Source organism: Pseudaminobacter soli (ex Li et al. 2025), assembly GCF_029892515.1.
Taxonomy (GTDB): domain Bacteria; phylum Pseudomonadota; class Alphaproteobacteria; order Rhizobiales; family Rhizobiaceae; genus Pseudaminobacter; species Pseudaminobacter soli_A.
Genome location: NZ_JARXVF010000001.1, coordinates 81,358 through 96,178, shown reverse-complemented (window position 1 = coordinate 96,178; position 14,821 = coordinate 81,358). Strand labels below are relative to the sequence as shown.

The 14,821-nt window shown below is 63.6% G+C and carries 14 protein-coding genes; 8 read left to right on the top strand and 6 right to left on the bottom strand.

What is annotated here, in order from left to right:
* The first annotated feature begins 199 nt into the window (after nucleotides 1–199).
* Nucleotides 200–646, top strand: a complete 447-nt coding sequence (locus M2281_RS00475) for an iron-sulfur cluster assembly scaffold protein (protein ID WP_280821064.1) — start codon at nucleotides 200–202, stop codon at nucleotides 644–646.
* 59 nt (nucleotides 647–705) lie between these two features.
* Here the strand turns inward: M2281_RS00475 and M2281_RS00470 are convergent, their stop codons facing one another.
* Nucleotides 706–1,737 (bottom strand): LLM class flavin-dependent oxidoreductase, encoded by a 1,032-nt coding sequence (locus tag M2281_RS00470; RefSeq protein WP_280819140.1) that lies wholly within the window; start codon nucleotides 1,735–1,737, stop codon nucleotides 706–708.
* Nucleotides 1,738–2,049: 312 nt separating this feature from the next.
* On the opposite strand from M2281_RS00470, the gene yidD reads away from it, so the two are divergent.
* From yidD to M2281_RS00455, 3 genes are all read left to right on the top strand, one after another.
* Entirely contained in the window at nucleotides 2,050–2,463 is a 414-nt protein-coding gene (gene yidD, locus M2281_RS00465) for a membrane protein insertion efficiency factor YidD (RefSeq protein ID WP_280819139.1), read from the top strand.
* A gap of 117 nt (nucleotides 2,464–2,580) precedes the next feature.
* A complete protein-coding gene (gene thrS, locus M2281_RS00460) occupies nucleotides 2,581–4,563 on the top strand; it encodes a threonine--tRNA ligase (protein ID WP_280819138.1) in 1,983 nt (660 codons plus the stop codon).
* Between the two features lie 93 nt (nucleotides 4,564–4,656).
* Entirely contained in the window at nucleotides 4,657–5,544 is an 888-nt protein-coding gene (locus M2281_RS00455) for a 1-acyl-sn-glycerol-3-phosphate acyltransferase (RefSeq protein ID WP_280821063.1), read from the top strand.
* Nucleotides 5,545–5,550: 6 nt separating this feature from the next.
* Here the strand turns inward: M2281_RS00455 and M2281_RS00450 are convergent, their stop codons facing one another.
* Entirely contained in the window at nucleotides 5,551–6,513 is a 963-nt protein-coding gene (locus M2281_RS00450) for a hypothetical protein (RefSeq protein ID WP_280819137.1), read from the bottom strand.
* Between M2281_RS00450 and M2281_RS00445 the strand changes: the two genes are divergently transcribed.
* The 3 genes from M2281_RS00445 to M2281_RS00435 are packed head-to-tail and all read left to right on the top strand — an operon-like array spanning nucleotide 6,490 to nucleotide 7,845.
* A complete protein-coding gene (locus tag M2281_RS00445; RefSeq protein WP_280819136.1) occupies nucleotides 6,490–6,666 on the top strand; it encodes a hypothetical protein in 177 nt (58 codons plus the stop codon). The two genes, M2281_RS00450 and M2281_RS00445, sit on opposite strands and share 24 nt — an antisense overlap.
* Complete coding sequence (locus tag M2281_RS00440; RefSeq protein WP_280819135.1) at nucleotides 6,647–7,231, top strand: nitroreductase family protein; 585 nt, start codon at nucleotides 6,647–6,649, stop codon at nucleotides 7,229–7,231. The genes M2281_RS00445 and M2281_RS00440 overlap by 20 nt, the downstream gene beginning before the upstream one ends.
* A 5-nt stretch (nucleotides 7,232–7,236) precedes the next feature.
* The gene (locus M2281_RS00435; RefSeq protein ID WP_280819134.1) at nucleotides 7,237–7,845 is read left to right on the top strand and encodes a flavin reductase family protein; all 609 of its coding nucleotides are present in this window, start codon (nucleotides 7,237–7,239) and stop codon (nucleotides 7,843–7,845) included.
* Here M2281_RS00435 and M2281_RS00430 read toward each other — a convergent pair.
* Nucleotides 7,842–8,723 (bottom strand): HpcH/HpaI aldolase/citrate lyase family protein, encoded by an 882-nt coding sequence (locus M2281_RS00430; protein WP_280819133.1) that lies wholly within the window; start codon nucleotides 8,721–8,723, stop codon nucleotides 7,842–7,844. The genes M2281_RS00435 and M2281_RS00430 overlap by 4 nt on opposite strands.
* Entirely contained in the window at nucleotides 8,723–9,178 is a 456-nt protein-coding gene (locus M2281_RS00425) for a MaoC family dehydratase (RefSeq protein WP_280819132.1), read from the bottom strand. Before M2281_RS00425 ends, M2281_RS00430 begins: the two co-directional genes overlap by 1 nt.
* Before the next feature lie 149 nt (nucleotides 9,179–9,327).
* On the opposite strand from M2281_RS00425, the gene M2281_RS00420 reads away from it, so the two are divergent.
* On the top strand, nucleotides 9,328–10,449 hold the full coding sequence (locus M2281_RS00420) for a DUF2336 domain-containing protein (RefSeq protein ID WP_280819131.1): 1,122 nt from the start codon (nucleotides 9,328–9,330) through the stop codon (nucleotides 10,447–10,449).
* A gap of 97 nt (nucleotides 10,450–10,546) precedes the next feature.
* On the opposite strand, the gene M2281_RS00415 is transcribed toward M2281_RS00420, so the two are convergent.
* Entirely contained in the window at nucleotides 10,547–12,574 is a 2,028-nt protein-coding gene (locus M2281_RS00415) for an FUSC family protein (RefSeq protein ID WP_280819130.1), read from the bottom strand.
* 159 nt (nucleotides 12,575–12,733) lie between these two features.
* Nucleotides 12,734–14,782: a DNA topoisomerase IV subunit B gene (gene parE / locus M2281_RS00410; protein ID WP_280819129.1), complete on the bottom strand. Its 2,049-nt coding sequence runs from the start codon at nucleotides 14,780–14,782 to the stop codon at nucleotides 12,734–12,736.
* Between the last annotated feature and the right edge of the window lie 39 nt (nucleotides 14,783–14,821).

The window sequence follows — 14,821 nt, the reverse complement described above, 5'->3', positions numbered from 1 at the left end:
GAGGGACGAGTTGAACGGACCACAGCCTTTTGCGGGATGTCGGATAGTCCGGCCCGAAAGCGGCGTGACGGAAGTCCGACCGGGGAGGACTCTGCCTTGCCGTTGTCGGAACTCGACCATTATATAAGGGCTTGAGCCGCGAATGAAAGATACCGAAACGGCACAGGCTGTTTCCGAAACGGCGACGGGTTGGAAAATCATGATCGACGATGTCTACAATGCGAAAATTCTTGGATTCGCTGGGAATATCGCACGTATCGGCCGGCTTGGGCACCCCGATGCCACCGCGACCGCGCATTCGAAATTGTGCGGCTCGACCGTGACCGTCGACCTCAAGATGGAAGACGGAATCATCACCGATTTCGCCCATGACGTGAAGGCCTGCGCGCTTGGCCAGGCTTCGTCGTCCATCATGGCCGCCAATGTGGTGGGCGCCAGCGCCGACGAGCTGCGGCTCGTGCGCGAAGCGATGCTGAAGATGCTGAAGGAGAACGGCCCGCCGCCGCAGGGCCGATTCGGCGACCTGAAGTATCTGGAGCCGGTACGCGACTACAAGGCTCGCCACGCCTCGACCATGCTGACCTTCGATGCCGTGGTCGACTGCATCGGTCAGATCGAGAAGCAGCGGGCAGAGGCGGCTGCCTGATCGGCACCAGCTCCAGTTCCTGGATAAGCGCCGGCTCCTGACGAGCCGGCGCTTTCGTTTCAGGCGAGCAAATCGCGCACCATCGGCACGACCTTGGTGCCGTAGAGCTCGATCGAACGCATCATCTTCTCGTGCGGCAGCGGTCCGGACGAATACTTCATCTGGAAGCGCGTGTTGCCGAGCGCCTTGACCGTCGCGGCGATCTTGCGGGCTACCGTCTCAGGCGAGCCGACATAGAGCGAGCCCAGATCGGCCTCGGAATTGAACGCGGTCTGGGTGGTCGGCGGCCAGCCGCGCTCGGCGCCGATGCGGTCGTGCATCTTCTTGTAGTGCGGCCACAGTTCCTCGCGCGCCTGCTCGTCGGTGTTGGCGACATATCCAGGCGAATGCACGCCGATCGGCAGCTTGCTGCCGCCGAGCTGATCGATCGCCCGATGATAGAGATCGACATAGGGACGGAAACGTTTTGGGTCGCCCCCGATGATGGCGAGCATCAGCGGCAGGTCGTAGCGCGCCGCGCGCACCACCGATTCGGGGCTGCCGCCCACGCCGATCCAGGTCTTGAGCGTGCCGGATTCGGTCGGCGGGTAAACGCGCTGGTTCTCGAGCGGGGGACGTATCGACCCCTGCCAGCTCACGGGCCCGCCTTTCAGCAGCGCTGCGAACAGGTCGAGCTTTTCGGTGAACAGCGTCTCGTAGTCGTTGAGACGATAGCCGAAGAGCGGGAAAGATTCGGTGAAGGAGCCACGGCCGAGGATCACTTCGGCGCGCCCGTTCGATAGGGCGTCGACCGTGGAGAAGCGCTGGAACACGCGGATCGGGTCGTCCGAGCTCAGCACCGTAACGGCCGAGCCGAGCTTGATGCGCTCCGTGCGTGCCGCGATAGCCGCCAGCACCGTTTCGGGCGTCGATACTGCAAAATCGTCGCGGTGATGCTCGCCGACGCCGATGAAGTCGATGCAGAGCTGATCGGCCAGTACGGCCTCGTCCACGACGTTGCGAATGACCTGGGCTTGCGGCAGCAGCTGCCCGTCGCCTCCGGCGGTAACGTCTCCGAACGTATCGAGCCCGAATTCCAATTTGTCCGACATGATGTCCCTCCGGATTGGGTGCCGGATGATTGACCGGCAATTGGCGTTAGCGCAATCGCCCGGCCCCCTCGGCAATAGGATGGGGAGATCGCGGCGATCAGTTCGACGATGCAGATAAGGGGCGAGGCGGGCGCTTCCCATTCATCATGCCGAGCACGGACTGTTTACTCAGGGTTGACGGTCATGCGGGAATGTTCGGCAAATGCCTCGCGCGGCGTAATAGCTTGTCTGCCACATTGATCGGAACATTGCGAAATCACGTCGGGCGGGCCATCTACAGCACATGAACTTCTTGCAGGCACGATACGGACGATGAGCGGCAATATTGGCGGTCATGACCACGCCTGCGGCCATCGCAGCGACGAACATGGCGGCCAGAAGCGCCGTCCCGTGGCTCGCGGCCGCAACTGGCCCGGCCCTTGGCGCAAGACGCCGGGGCGGATCTTTGGCACGTCGCTGGTGCGTCTCTATCAGCTCACGCTGTCCGGCTTTGTCGGCAATTCCTGCCGCCATATGCCGACCTGCTCGGAATATGCCCACGAGGCCATTGCCCGGCACGGTCTGTGGGCCGGAGGCTGGATGGGGCTTTTCCGGGTGACGCGCTGCGGCCCCTGGGGCACGCACGGCATCGACCGGGTGCCGGAGGTTTTGGCGCCGCGTTACCGCTGGTACATGCCGTGGCGTTACTGGCATATCGGCAAAGCGTCGCAAGAAGGCCATTCCTGACGGCCGGTGCTTTACGACGCGAAAAACTCGCCCTAAAAGACCGCTCGCCCGCCGGATGCGAGAAATCCGGCATTCACCACCCGCGCTCGTTTGCGGGACTGGATATGGAGAAGAGCTTTGCTGAATTCTGTTTCCCTTACATTTCCCGATGGTTCCGTCCGCGAATATGAAGCGGCGATGACTGGCATGGGCCTGGCCGAGTCGATTTCCAAGTCGCTCGCCAAGAAGGCTGTTGCCTACAGCATCGATGGCCAGGTGCGTGATCTTTCCGACCCGCTAGGCAAGTCCGGCAAGGTCGAGATTATCGTTCGTGACGACCCGCGTGCGCTGGAGCTGATCCGCCACGACGCCGCCCACGTGCTCGCCGAGGCAGTGCAGGAACTGTGGCCGGGCACCCAGGTCACCATCGGTCCCGTTATCGACAACGGTTTCTATTACGACTTTGCGCGCAACGAGCCCTTCACGACGGAAGACCTTCCGGACATCGAGAAGAAGATGCGCGAGATCATCGCCCGCAACAAACCCTTCACCAAGGAGGTCTGGTCGCGCGAGAAGGCCAAGCAGGTGTTCCGCGACAAGGGCGAGGCCTACAAGGTCGAGCTGATCGACGCGATCCCCGAGGACCAGGACCTCAAGATCTACGCTCAGGGCGAGTGGTTCGACCTCTGCCGCGGCCCGCACATGGCCGCTACCGGCCAGGTCGGCAACGCCTTCAAGCTGATGAAGGTGGCCGGCGCCTACTGGCGCGGCGACGCCAACAATCCGATGCTGACGCGCATCTACGGCACGGCGTGGGCCGAGCAGTCGCAGCTCGACCAGTATCTTCACATGCTGGAAGAGGCTGAAAAGCGCGACCATCGTCGCCTCGGCCGCGAGATGGACCTGTTCCATTTCCAGGAAGAGGGGCCAGGCGTCGTGTTCTGGCACGCCAAGGGCTGGAAGATGTTCCAGACGCTGGTGAGCTATATGCGCCGCCGTCTCGACGAGCACGGCTACCAGGAAGTCAACGCGCCGCAGGTGCTCGACAAGTCGCTGTGGGAGACCTCGGGTCACTGGGGCTGGTACCGCGACAACATGTTCAAGGTGACGGTCGCCGGCGACGACACGGACGATGACCGCGTCTTTGCGCTCAAGCCCATGAACTGCCCGGGCCACGTGCAGATCTTCAAGCATGGCTTGAAGTCTTACCGCGATCTGCCGATCAAGCTTGCCGAATTCGGCAATGTGCACCGCTACGAGCCTTCGGGCGCGCTGCACGGGCTGATGCGCGTGCGCGGCTTCACGCAGGACGATGCGCACATCTTCTGCACCGACGAGCAGATGGCGGCTGAATGCCTGCGCATCAACGACCTGATCCTGTCGGTCTACAAGGACTTCGGCTTCGAGGAGATCACCATCAAGCTGTCGACCCGGCCCGACAAGCGCGTCGGCTCCGACGATCTGTGGGACCGCGCCGAAGCCGTGATGATGAAGGTGCTCGACCAGATCCAGCAGCGTTCGAACAATATCAAGACCGGCATCCTGCCGGGCGAGGGCGCGTTCTACGGGCCGAAGTTCGAGTATACGCTGAAGGACGCCATCGGCCGCGAATGGCAGTGCGGCACCACGCAGGTCGACTTCAACCTGCCGGAACGGTTCGGTGCTTTCTATATCGGCGCGGATTCGGAAAAGAAGCAGCCGGTGATGATCCACCGCGCCATCTGCGGCTCGATGGAGCGCTTCCTGGGCATCCTGACCGAGAACTTTGCGGGCCACTTCCCGCTTTGGTTCGCGCCGCTGCAGGTGGTGGTGGCGACGATCACTTCGGATGCCGACGACTACGCCCGCAAGGTCGTGGCCCGGCTGAAGGCTGCGGGCGTATCGGCAGAGGCCGACCTGCGCAACGAGAAGATCAACTACAAGGTCCGCGAGCATTCGCTGGCCAAGGTGCCGGTCATTCTCGTCTGCGGCAAGCGCGAGGCGGAAGAGCAGACGGTAAACGTCCGCCGGCTCGGCTCGCGCGATCAGCAGTCGATGACGCTCGACGAGGCTATCGCTGCACTTGGCGATGAGGCCATTGCCCCGGATCTGCGCCGGGCTCGCGAGCAGGCCGTGGCCTGATCGGGGGCCTGATCGTAATCGGGCACAGCCACTTTCACACGCCTGTCATGCAGTTGAGGCATCAGCTGCATGACAGGGGTCGTGCTCATGGTCATGCTGTTTCCCGAGCTTTCATACGCAAATTCTTCGCAGCCGCGCATCAAGCGCTGGTTCATTCGGTCGGTCGAGGGGTTTTCGGGCCGCGACCGCTATGCGCGCCTTTACGGCATCTGGCGCGACGAGATCGTGCCGACTTGCGACCGTGTATTCGGCCGTATGCTGGACCTCATCAATGTGAGGGTGCAGCACGACAGCGTCTGGCCGCCAGCTGATCTGCCAGCCGGCCCGCTGGTCATCATCGCCAACCACCCGTTCGGGATCGCCGACGGCATTGCGGTGCTGTCGCTGGCCGAACAACTCGGCCGCCCGTTCCGGGTGCTTATCAACGCCGAGCTGATGAAGATCCCGGAAATGGCGCCTTACTCGCTGCCGGTCGATTTCACCGAGACCAAGGAAGCGCTGAAGAACAACATCGCCGTGCGACACGAGGCGCTGCGCCTGCTGCGCGAGGGCACCACCATCGTGGTGTTTCCGGGCGGCGGTGTCGCCACCGCGCCAAAAGGGCTTGGCAGGGCAGTCGATCTTCCTTGGAAGATCTTTCCGGCACGGCTGGTGCAGGATGCGAGGGCTTCGGTGATCCCGATGCACTTCTCCGGTCAGAACGGCCGCCTTTTCCACATCGTCAGTGGGCCAATGGGGCTGCTCGAACATGAGGGGAAGGTCGCGCGCTTCGTCGGCCAGCTGTCGCTCACCTTGCGAACCTCGCTGCTGATACGAGAATTTGCCCGCATGTCCGGCAAGTCGATCCGGGTCCGCATCGGCGACGTGATCCGCTGGCAGGAGATCGAGCATCTGAGCGACCGCAAGGCGCTGCTCGCATTCCTCTATGGAAAAGTCTTCGGACTGGCTCGGCCAAAGCGCCGCGAGCCGCTGGCCGCCTGAGCGAGTTCAGTCGGCTCCGTCGTTCGGATCGGCGGCGCTGGCATCGTTGGCCATCACTTCGACGTCCTGGTTGCGGCCGCCGACGACGGTGAAATCGCGCTGGTAGATGCGCTCCTTGTTCTTGGCGACGACGGTGTAGTCGCCTTCGGCCAGAACCATGGAGGCAAAGGCGCCAACGCTTTCGCGCACTGGGTCGCCCGAAGTGGTCAGCACCGACCATGAGGTGTCTGCCAGCGCCTCGCCGCCTTCTTCTCGCACCAGCTTCAGCGTCACCTCGGCGGCATGGTGCTCGACCGTCGCCTCGGTCATCTTGCCGGCCTCGACGCGGATGTCGGAGCGGATGACCGCATTCACGTTCCCGTAGGTGGAGACCACGTGGTAGACGCCGGCATTGAGGCGAACCACCGTATTGGGACTGACATCGGGGATGATAAGCGGGCGGTCACCATCCGCGCCCGGCTGCGCCTCATAGATCGAAAAGCGCAACTTGTTCGGCGGAATGCGCACGCCGCCGGCCAGCGTCGCATCGAGTTTCAGGCCGCCGGCATCCAGGACGACATTCTCGTGCTTTGGTTGCGCGCCGACAGTGATGCGCTTGGTTGCGCCTGCGCGACCGAACGAGGCGTGAACCAGGTAGCTGCCGGGCTCGAGATGGAAAAGGCTGGTGCCGCCTTGCGCGGAAGCGACCAGCGGCAACTTGCCATCGGGGCCCGGATCGGGCCGGAAAACACGCCAGATGAGGCCGCGATTTATATCCGCGCTCTGGTCCGTCAGCTTGGCGGCCAGCGTCACTTCTCCTCCCTGCTGGGAGAGCGGTTTGCCGTTGTGAGGCGGCGCGTAACCGGTGATGTCGGGCAGCTTGAGATTGCGCAAGGGGTTGCCGTCTTCAGCAAAACTCACCAGCGGCGACAGTGTGAACACTGCGGCACTGGCGATGGTCGCTAAATGTTTGAAGAATCCGGCAAACATGTCTTGTTTGAAGCCGAATGCGGTGGCAATTTCAAGGCACTTTCTGGGCCCAAACCCAGCCGCTCGCAGCCCGAGCCGCCGATGTGTCATATCGGCCGCGCTTCAGCCAAAAACACCCGGGAGAATACGCGTCGTGACGTCATCGATCATTGAATTCATGCTGGCCAGAAGTTCGGCTCCCATCCCGGAGTTGCGCGAGCCGGCGCCGGGCGATGCCGAGATCCGAACCATGCTGACCATCGCCTCGCGCGTGCCCGACCATGGCCGGCTCGAGCCGTGGCGCTTCATCATCTATCGCGGCGACGCGCGCCATCGCATCGGCGAGCAGCTTGCGGAACTGGCCGAGCAGCGGGAAGGGCCCTTGACCGAAGGGCGTCGCAACCAGGAGCTGACGCGCTTTTCGCGTGCGCCGCTGGTGATCGGCGTGGTCTCCAGCCCCAAGGAGAACCCAAAGATCCCGCAGTGGGAAATGTTCCTGTCCGGCGGTGCCGCAGCCATGAACCTGATCGTTGCGGCCAACGCCCTCGGCTACAAGACCAACTGGATCACCAACTGGTATTCGGATGTCGAAGAGGGCCGTCGCATCCTCGGTCTTGCGCCGCATGAGCGCGTCGTCGGCTTCGTCCACATCGGCTCCTTCGACGGTGACGTGCCCGAGCGTCCGCGGCCGGATGTCGGCAAGCTTTACTCCGAATATTCCGGACCCTGGGAAGGCTGAGGCTGATGTTCTACGAGCCGTCCAAGGGGCATGGCCTGCCGCACGACCCGTCCAAGGCGATCGTCGCGCCGCGGCCGATCGGCTGGATCTCGTCGATTGGCGGCGATGGCGCGCTGAACCTTGCGCCCTATTCGTTCTTCAACGCCTTCTCCACCAAGCCTTTCCTTGTCTGGTTCTCCTCCGGCGGCGACAAGGACAGTTCGACTTTCGCTGCCGAAAGCGGCGAGTTCGTCGTCAACATCGTTGGTCGAGACCTGGCTGAGAAGATGAACAGGACGGCGGTGGATTCTCCCCGAGGCGTCAACGAATTCGACTATGCCGGCCTCGAAATGGCGCCGTCGCAGATGGTCAAGCCGCCGCGCGTGGCCGGCGTTCCGGCCGCACTCGAATGCAAGGTGACCGAGATTTTTCGCCCCAAAACGCTCGCTGGGGAAGATTCCGGCGCCGTTGTGGTCACGGGTGAGGTGGTGGGCGTGTTCATCGACGACGCTTTTCTCACCGGCGGCATGTTCGACATCGTCAAGGCCGGCAATGTTAGCCGCCTCGGTTATATGGACTATTCGGCCATCGAGCAGATTTTTTCCATGCGCCGCCCGCGCTGGGAGCAGGATTAGCCAGAAATGCCAGCCGCACGGGCTCGCGCCAGAAGGCGCTCGGCGCGGCGCAGATGTGGCCGGTCATACATCTGCCCGTCAATGCCCACCACGCCCGGATTGCCGGCGGCCCGGAAAGCCTCGACCACTGTATTCGCATGGGCGATGGCTTCGGGCGAGGGCGTAAAAACCTCGTTGATGACGGGCACCTGTGCCGGATGGATCGCCATCTTGCCGGTAAAGCCGTCTCGCTCGGCCTCCTCGCATTCGCGGCGGAAGCCGTCCATGTCGCGGAAGTTCGGATAGACCGTGTCGATCGCGGCGGTATCGGCAGCTGCTGCCGCGAGTATCGTCATGGCGCGCGCAAGCCTGAATACATCCGTATAGACGCCGCGCTCGTCGCGCGTTGCGCGGGCGCCGATTGCCGCCGAAAGATCCTCCGCGCCCCAGGTCAGGCCGGCAAGCCTTGGGCTTGCGCCGGCATAGCTTGCGCTGGCCAGGACGCCGGCCGCCGTTTCGGTAATGATCGGCAGAATGGCGATGCCGCCGTCGGGCAAACCGTTTTCCGCCTCGTGCACGCGCAGCTTGACTGCGAGTTGCTGCACATCCGCGCCGCTGTTCGATTTCGGCAGCATGATGCCTGCGGGACGCGCCGGCACAAGGGCGGCGAGATCGTCGTCCGTCAGGCCGGTGGATAGGTCGTTGACGCGGACATAGACGATCGGGCCTTTCTGCGCCTGCCGAGCGGCAAGGAACTCGGCCGCGATCTTGCGGGCATTGGCCTTGTTCTCCGCCGCGACCGAATCCTCGAGATCCATGATCACCACGTCCGCCTCGGACGAAAATCCCTTCTCGAGCTTCTTTTCGGAGTCGCCGGGAACGAACAGCAACGAGCGCATCAGATCGAAACCGTCTTCTTCTTCATCATCGCCTGTCGCGTGCACTTGGCCACGAGCACGCCGTTCTGATTGAAGGCGCGGTGCTGGAATTCGACGATGCCGCGATCGGACTTGGATTTGGACTCGCGCACCGAAAGCACCTCGGTCTCCACACGGATCGTGTCGCCGTGGAATACGGGGTGCGGGAATACCGTTTCCGTCATGCCGAGATTGGCGATCGTGGTGCCGAGCGTCGTGTCATGGACCGAAATGCCGATCATCAGGCCAAGCGTGAACAGCGAGTTGACCAGCGGTCTGCCCCATTCGGTCTTTGAGGCGAAATCGAAATCGATGTGCAGCGGCTGAGGATTGAGCGTCATGACGGAGAACAGCATGTTGTCGCTCTCGGTCACCGTCTTGGTCAGCGTGTGCCGGAAGACCTGGCCGACCGCGAATTCTTCCAGATACAGGCCCATGCCGAATTCCTCCCTTGGCTGAAGGTTTGATAGTTGCTGCCAACCACTGCCGCAAGCAGGTTAACAACTATGGTGAACGCTTCGTAAACCTTTTCTGCCTAGCCTGCTCTCTTGGGGTCGGTAACGAGTCCCAGGGCTAAGGGGGCTGCATGATTGTCGAACATTTCCTGAAATGGATCGATACGGCACGAGTGGCGGAACGCGCGGCTGCTGCCGCTGCACTTGCACATGCCTATGTGCAGAAAGAACTGCCGTTCGAGGACCGCTGCGCGGCCGAAGCTGCCCTGACCCTGCTGCTCGATGACCCCTCCGCCAAGGTGCGACTGGCGATGGCCGAGGTGCTTTCGATGAGCCGCCATGCGCCGTTGCAGGTAGTCAGCGCGCTGGCTTCCGATCAGCCGGAAGTGGCCGCTTTGGTGCTCGCCCGTTCGCCATTGCTCACCGATTCCGACCTGATCGACCGCGTCGCAGCCGGTTCGACTGTCACACAGAAGCTCATCGCCGACCGCCCGGCGGTTTCCATGGCGCTTGCCGCCGCAATTGCCGAGGTGGGAGAGCCGGAGGCTTGTGCCGCACTTCTTGCCAATACCGGCGCCGATATCGCTTCGCTCAGCTTCCGGCGCATGGCCGAGCGCCACGGCGATCTCGCGCTTGTCCGCGAGGCGCTGATTGCCGATCCGCGCCTGCCTTCCGATTGCCGTCACATGCTCCTGGTCAAGGTCGGCGAAGCCTTGAAGCGCTCGCCGCTGGTTGCGGCTCTGATCGGGCCGGCACGCGCTGAGCGCGTGATGCGCGATGCCTGCGTCAGGGCTTCCATGACGTTGATCGAGGGCACGCGTGCCAACGAGCATGCGGCGCTGATCGAGCATCTGCGGCTGCGCGGCGATCTGACGGCGAGCTTCCTCATCCGCACCGTGGCCCACGGTAAGGTCGACTTCTTCGGCGCGGCCATGGTGGCATTGAGCGGCCAGACGGAGGCGCGCGTGAGGTCGCTGCTGGCCGGCGGCAATGACATGGCGCTTTCGGCGCTCTTCCGCAACGCGGGACTTTCCGCGGCGACGCACAAGGTGCTGCTGGTTGCGCTAAAAGTCTGGCGCGAGGTTGCCAATGGCAAGCGTGTCGCCGGCGCCCAGGAAGTGAGCTGGCTGATGCTGAAGGAACTGGGCGAAGCGCAGGCCGCAAGTGACCTTGCTGGTCTCCTAAAATCGATCCACATCGACGCGCTGCGCGACAATGCGCGTCGCCATGCGCTGGCGATCGCGGCGGCTTAGAGCGACGGGCATTCTGACGAATGCTATTCCGCCGCTCTATTCGTTCCTTAGCCGCATTTGTGCGACGCCAGACGATTCCGTCTGGCTGCAAAATGCTCTAGCGGATCTTGCCGAAGAACACCGGATAGTCGTCCAGCGCGGCTGCAATGACCCGGAGCGAGGCGGCGGCCTGAAGCGTCTCCGCATCGTCATGGCGTTCGGCCATGGCGGTTGCGCTCTGCCGCGTGGCTTCGGCCAGTGCCGCCATCGATTTCCTGCCCGGCGACGGCAAAAGCACGTCGCGCGCAAACTCTTTTAGAAAGCCCGAGACGAATGCCTTGTCCTCGGCCGTCAGCTTGTCGCTGAGCTGCAGCTTGCGCAGGCGCAGGATTTCCACACTCACGGTTACCGACGCCACGCTGCCGGCCAGCAGTTCCTTGCCGGTTTGCCCCAGCCTCAGGGCGTAGGGCAGGAGCTGGTTGATGCGGTCATAGGCAAGGCTCTCGAAGGCGGAGCGGCGCGGAATCCGGTCATGCAGGCAAAGCCGCGCCAGATCCTCCTGCATGGCCCTCACGAGGCGCGCGGCAAATACGTGCGGCCGCGCCGGCAACACCACCGCAAAGACGCCCATGGCAAGCAGGATGCCGATCAGGAGCGAGATCGTGCTGTTGAAGAAGCCCTGCGGCGCATAGACCATCGTCTCGTGCGGATTGAGGAAGGCCAGGAAGTTGATGGCAAAGGCCGTCGCAACCCCGACGAGTTCCCGGTTGGCCATGCCGAGCGCGCCGACGATCAGAACCGGCACCACGAACAGTGTGAACCAGCCGAAGCCGGGCAGCGCGGGCAGGGCGATCTGGCCGACGACAAAGGAGAAGGGCACGGCGAGAAGCGTTCCCTTAAAAAACTCCCACGAGGTTTCGAGCGGGGCCGGTCGCGAGGCAAACAGGCTCGACACCACCGCAACGATGATGGCGACGCCTGCGACGTCCGCCCATCTTGTCGCCATCCAGAAGGAAATGACCAGCGTGGTCGCCAGGGCCGCACGCACCGCATTGCGCAGGGCTGCCTCATGGTCGCGATGCACCACGAGCGCCGGCTGGCGCCGGGGGCGGTTGTTCTTGGCAGCTGCGGCGGCAGGCTCACGTATGGCGTCTAGGCCGAGCAGGACCTCCTTCAACGTGTCGGCGAACTCGGCTGCTAGCGTCAACCTCGCCACCGTACCCACCCGGTCGTCGCCTTCCGCCGCCTTTTCGGGCGCGCGGCGCGCCTGCCGGGCGATTGCATCGAGCCGTGCGATCCAGGGCGAGGTATCCTCCAGCGCTTCGGCCCCGGCGGCGGAGAGGTCCGCCAGCACCGATTTCAGCTCGTTGCGCACCGGCATAAGCGCGACGTTCTGCGGCGCCGCATGGCCATGCAGCATGCGCGTGGTGGAAAGTGCGGAAAGGAAATGACCTATCGTGCGGCGCACCGGATGGCCGTGCGTGGCAAGGCTCGGCGCTTCCAGGCGTGCATAGGCGCGCATTTCCGCCAGCGCCTGGGTTTCGCCGATGAGCTTGCGGTGAAGCGCGTCCATCTTGGCCCTGTCGCCGCCGGTAAAGGCCGCGTGGGTGTAGGTGGCAAGATCGATGACGCTGCGGCTGAGCCGCTGGATGATCGCATCCCGCGCCAACTGCGGCAGGATTAGGCGGCTGGCAATGCCGGCGCAGACAATGCCCAGCATGATTTCCGAGCAGCGGGCGATCGCAAGTTCCGAGGCCAGCTGAGAATGGCCGAAGGCCGGCATGGCGATGATCGCGGCCGTGTAACCCGCCAGCGCCGCGCCATAGGCCTCGGGATTGCGCAGCAGCGACGCGGCGAAGGTGCAGAGCCCGATCCAGATCGCCAGCACGCCAACGAACAGCCAGGGACTGCCGTCGACGGCGAGGGAGATGGCGACTGCCGCGAGCGCGCCCACAAGTGTGCCGAGCAGCCGGAAAAATCCCTTGGCCAGCACCATGCCCGCCACAGGCTGGGAGACGATGAACACCGTCATCATCGCCCATTGCGGCTGCTGCAGCTGCAGCGCGTATGCGATGAAAAGCGCAAACAGCCCGGCGGCCGTGGTGCGGATGGCAAAAACCCAATCGGCGCGGGTGGGTCGGATCAAGCCTTTTAGGCTCGCCGGGAGTTTCCGCAGGCCAAGAGCGAGGTGGCGTTTTCTTGAAACGCCATCTCGTTCCAGCCATGACCTCTTCCGAAAAGTCTGAGACTTTTCGGGATCATGCTCCGGCCTGTTCATGGTCTTGCCTGTCTGGACGTCGTGCCGTTAGATGTCCAGTTCCTGCGCGTATTCGGCGCGCTCCTGGATAAAACGGAAGCGGGATTCCGGCTTGGTGCCCATCAGCGCCTCGACCGAAGACTTGGTCGTTTCCTCGTCCTCCACGATGTCGACGCGGAGAAGCGTGCGCTTCTTCGGGTCCATCGTGGTTTCCTTGAGCTGCGAGGCCATCATCTCGCCCAGGCCCTTGAAGCGCCCGATCTCGATCTTGCCGCGCCCAGTGAACTCGGTGCGCAGAAGTTCGTCCTTGTGGGCATCGTCGCGGGCATAGGCCACCTTGCCGCCCTGGCGGATCGAATAGAGCGGCGGCACGGCCATGTAGAGATGTCCGCCGCGGATGAGCTGCGGCATCTCCTGATAGAAGAAGGTGATGAGCAGCGAGGCGATATGCGCGCCATCCACGTCCGCATCGGTCATGATGACCACGCGGTCGTAGCGCAGGTCTTCCTCGCGATATTTCGAGCGTGTGCCGCAACCCAGCGCCTGGATGAGATCGCCGATGAGCTGGTTGGAAGCCAGCTTGTCGTTGCCGGCGCTGGCGACGTTGAGGATCTTGCCGCGCAGCGGCAGGATGGCCTGCATGGTGCGGTCGCGCGCCTGCTTGGCCGAGCCACCTGCCGAGTCGCCCTCGACGATGAAGAGTTCGGCGCCGGCGGCGGCGTTCTGCGTGCAGTCGGCCAGCTTGCCCGGCAGGCGCAGCTTGCGCACCGCGCTCTTGCGCGACACTTCTTTTTCCTGGCGGCGGCGCAGGCGCTCGTCGGCGCGCGCGATCACCCACTCCAGAAGCTTGGTGGCTTCCTGCGGGTTGTCGGCCAGCCAGTGGTCGAACGGATCGCGCACGGCGGTTTCGACCAGGCGCTGGGCCTCGATGGTGGCCAGCTTGTCCTTGGTCTGACCGACGAATTCCGGCTCGCGGATGAATACCGAGAGCATGCCGGCCGCCGAGATCATCACGTCTTCGCTGGTGATGGCCGCGCCGCGCTTGTTGCCGACGAGTTCGGCATAGGCCTTGAGGCCGCGCGTCAGCACGTTGCGGAAGCCTGTTTCGTGCGTGCCGCCGTCGCCGGTCGGGATGGTGTTACAGTAGGAATTGAGGAAACCGTCGCCGCCAAACCAGGTGACAGCCCATTCCATAGAGCCATGGCCGCTTTGGCGCTCGCTCTTGCCGGAGAAGATTTCGCGCGTGACCTGCATCTCGCCGTTGAGCGAGGCGCCGAGATAGTCCTTCAAGCCGCCGGGGAAGTGGAGGGTCGCCTTGGCCGGCGTCTCGTCCTTTTCCTTGATCAGCAGCGGGTCGCAGCTCCAGCGGATTTCCACGCCGCCGAACAGATAGGTTTTCGAGCGCGTCATGCGATAGAGCCGCGCCGGCTCGAAGGTTGCATTCCCGAAGATCTCGGCATCGGGATGGAAGCGCGTCCGGGTGCCGCGGCGATTGTGCACCTCGCCAAGGTGTTCCAACTCGCCGAGCGGCTTGCCGCGCGAGAAACGCTGCCGATAAAGCTGCCGGCCCCGCGCCACCTCGACCTCGAGATGGTCAGAAAGCGCGTTGACCACGGACACGCCGACGCCATGCAGGCCGCCCGAGGTCTCATAGACCTTGGAGTCGAACTTGCCGCCGGAATGCAGCGTTGTCAGGATCACCTCGAGCGCCGGCTTCTTGAATTTCGGATGCGGATCGACCGGGATGCCGCGGCCGTTGTCGGTCACGGTAAGGAATCCATCTGCACCGAGTTCGACGTCGATGAAGGTGGCGTGGCCGGCTACGGCCTCGTCCATCGAGTTGTCGATGACTTCGGCAAAGAGGTGGTGCAGCGCTTTCTCGTCGGTGCCGCCGATATACATGCCCGGGCGCCGGCGCACCGGCTCCAGTCCTTCCAGCACCTCGATGTCGGCCGCGCTATAGCTTTCGCTGCCGTCCTTGGGCTGCTGCTGCGGCGCGCGCTTGGCGGTCGCCGGCACCAGCGGGTCGGCCGGGCGCGAGGTGGGAGCCGAAGGCTGCTTGCCGAAATTGGCGAAAAGGTCGTTGCTGTCGTCCATAGGGCGTACGGATTTCCAGTGATTCGATTGACTGCGATA

Bases quoted from the DNA above. Each gene is read 5' to 3' on its own strand.
- M2281_RS00475 (WP_280821064.1), top strand. From the start codon at position 200: ATGATCGACGATGTCTACAATGCGAAAATTCTTGGATTCGCTGGGAAT.
- M2281_RS00470 (WP_280819140.1), bottom strand. From the start codon at position 1,737: ATGTCGGACAAATTGGAATTCGGGCTCGATACGTTCGGAGACGTTACC.
- yidD (WP_280819139.1), top strand. From the start codon at position 2,050: ATGAGCGGCAATATTGGCGGTCATGACCACGCCTGCGGCCATCGCAGC.
- M2281_RS00455 (WP_280821063.1), top strand. From the start codon at position 4,657: ATGCTGTTTCCCGAGCTTTCATACGCAAATTCTTCGCAGCCGCGCATC.
- M2281_RS00445 (WP_280819136.1), top strand. From the start codon at position 6,490: ATGTTTGAAGAATCCGGCAAACATGTCTTGTTTGAAGCCGAATGCGGT.
- M2281_RS00450 (WP_280819137.1), bottom strand. From the start codon at position 6,513: ATGTTTGCCGGATTCTTCAAACATTTAGCGACCATCGCCAGTGCCGCA.
- M2281_RS00435 (WP_280819134.1), top strand. From the start codon at position 7,237: ATGTTCTACGAGCCGTCCAAGGGGCATGGCCTGCCGCACGACCCGTCC.
- M2281_RS00430 (WP_280819133.1), bottom strand. From the start codon at position 8,723: ATGCGCTCGTTGCTGTTCGTTCCCGGCGACTCCGAAAAGAAGCTCGAG.
- M2281_RS00425 (WP_280819132.1), bottom strand. From the start codon at position 9,178: ATGGGCCTGTATCTGGAAGAATTCGCGGTCGGCCAGGTCTTCCGGCAC.
- M2281_RS00420 (WP_280819131.1), top strand. From the start codon at position 9,328: ATGATTGTCGAACATTTCCTGAAATGGATCGATACGGCACGAGTGGCG.
- parE (WP_280819129.1), bottom strand. From the start codon at position 14,782: ATGGACGACAGCAACGACCTTTTCGCCAATTTCGGCAAGCAGCCTTCG.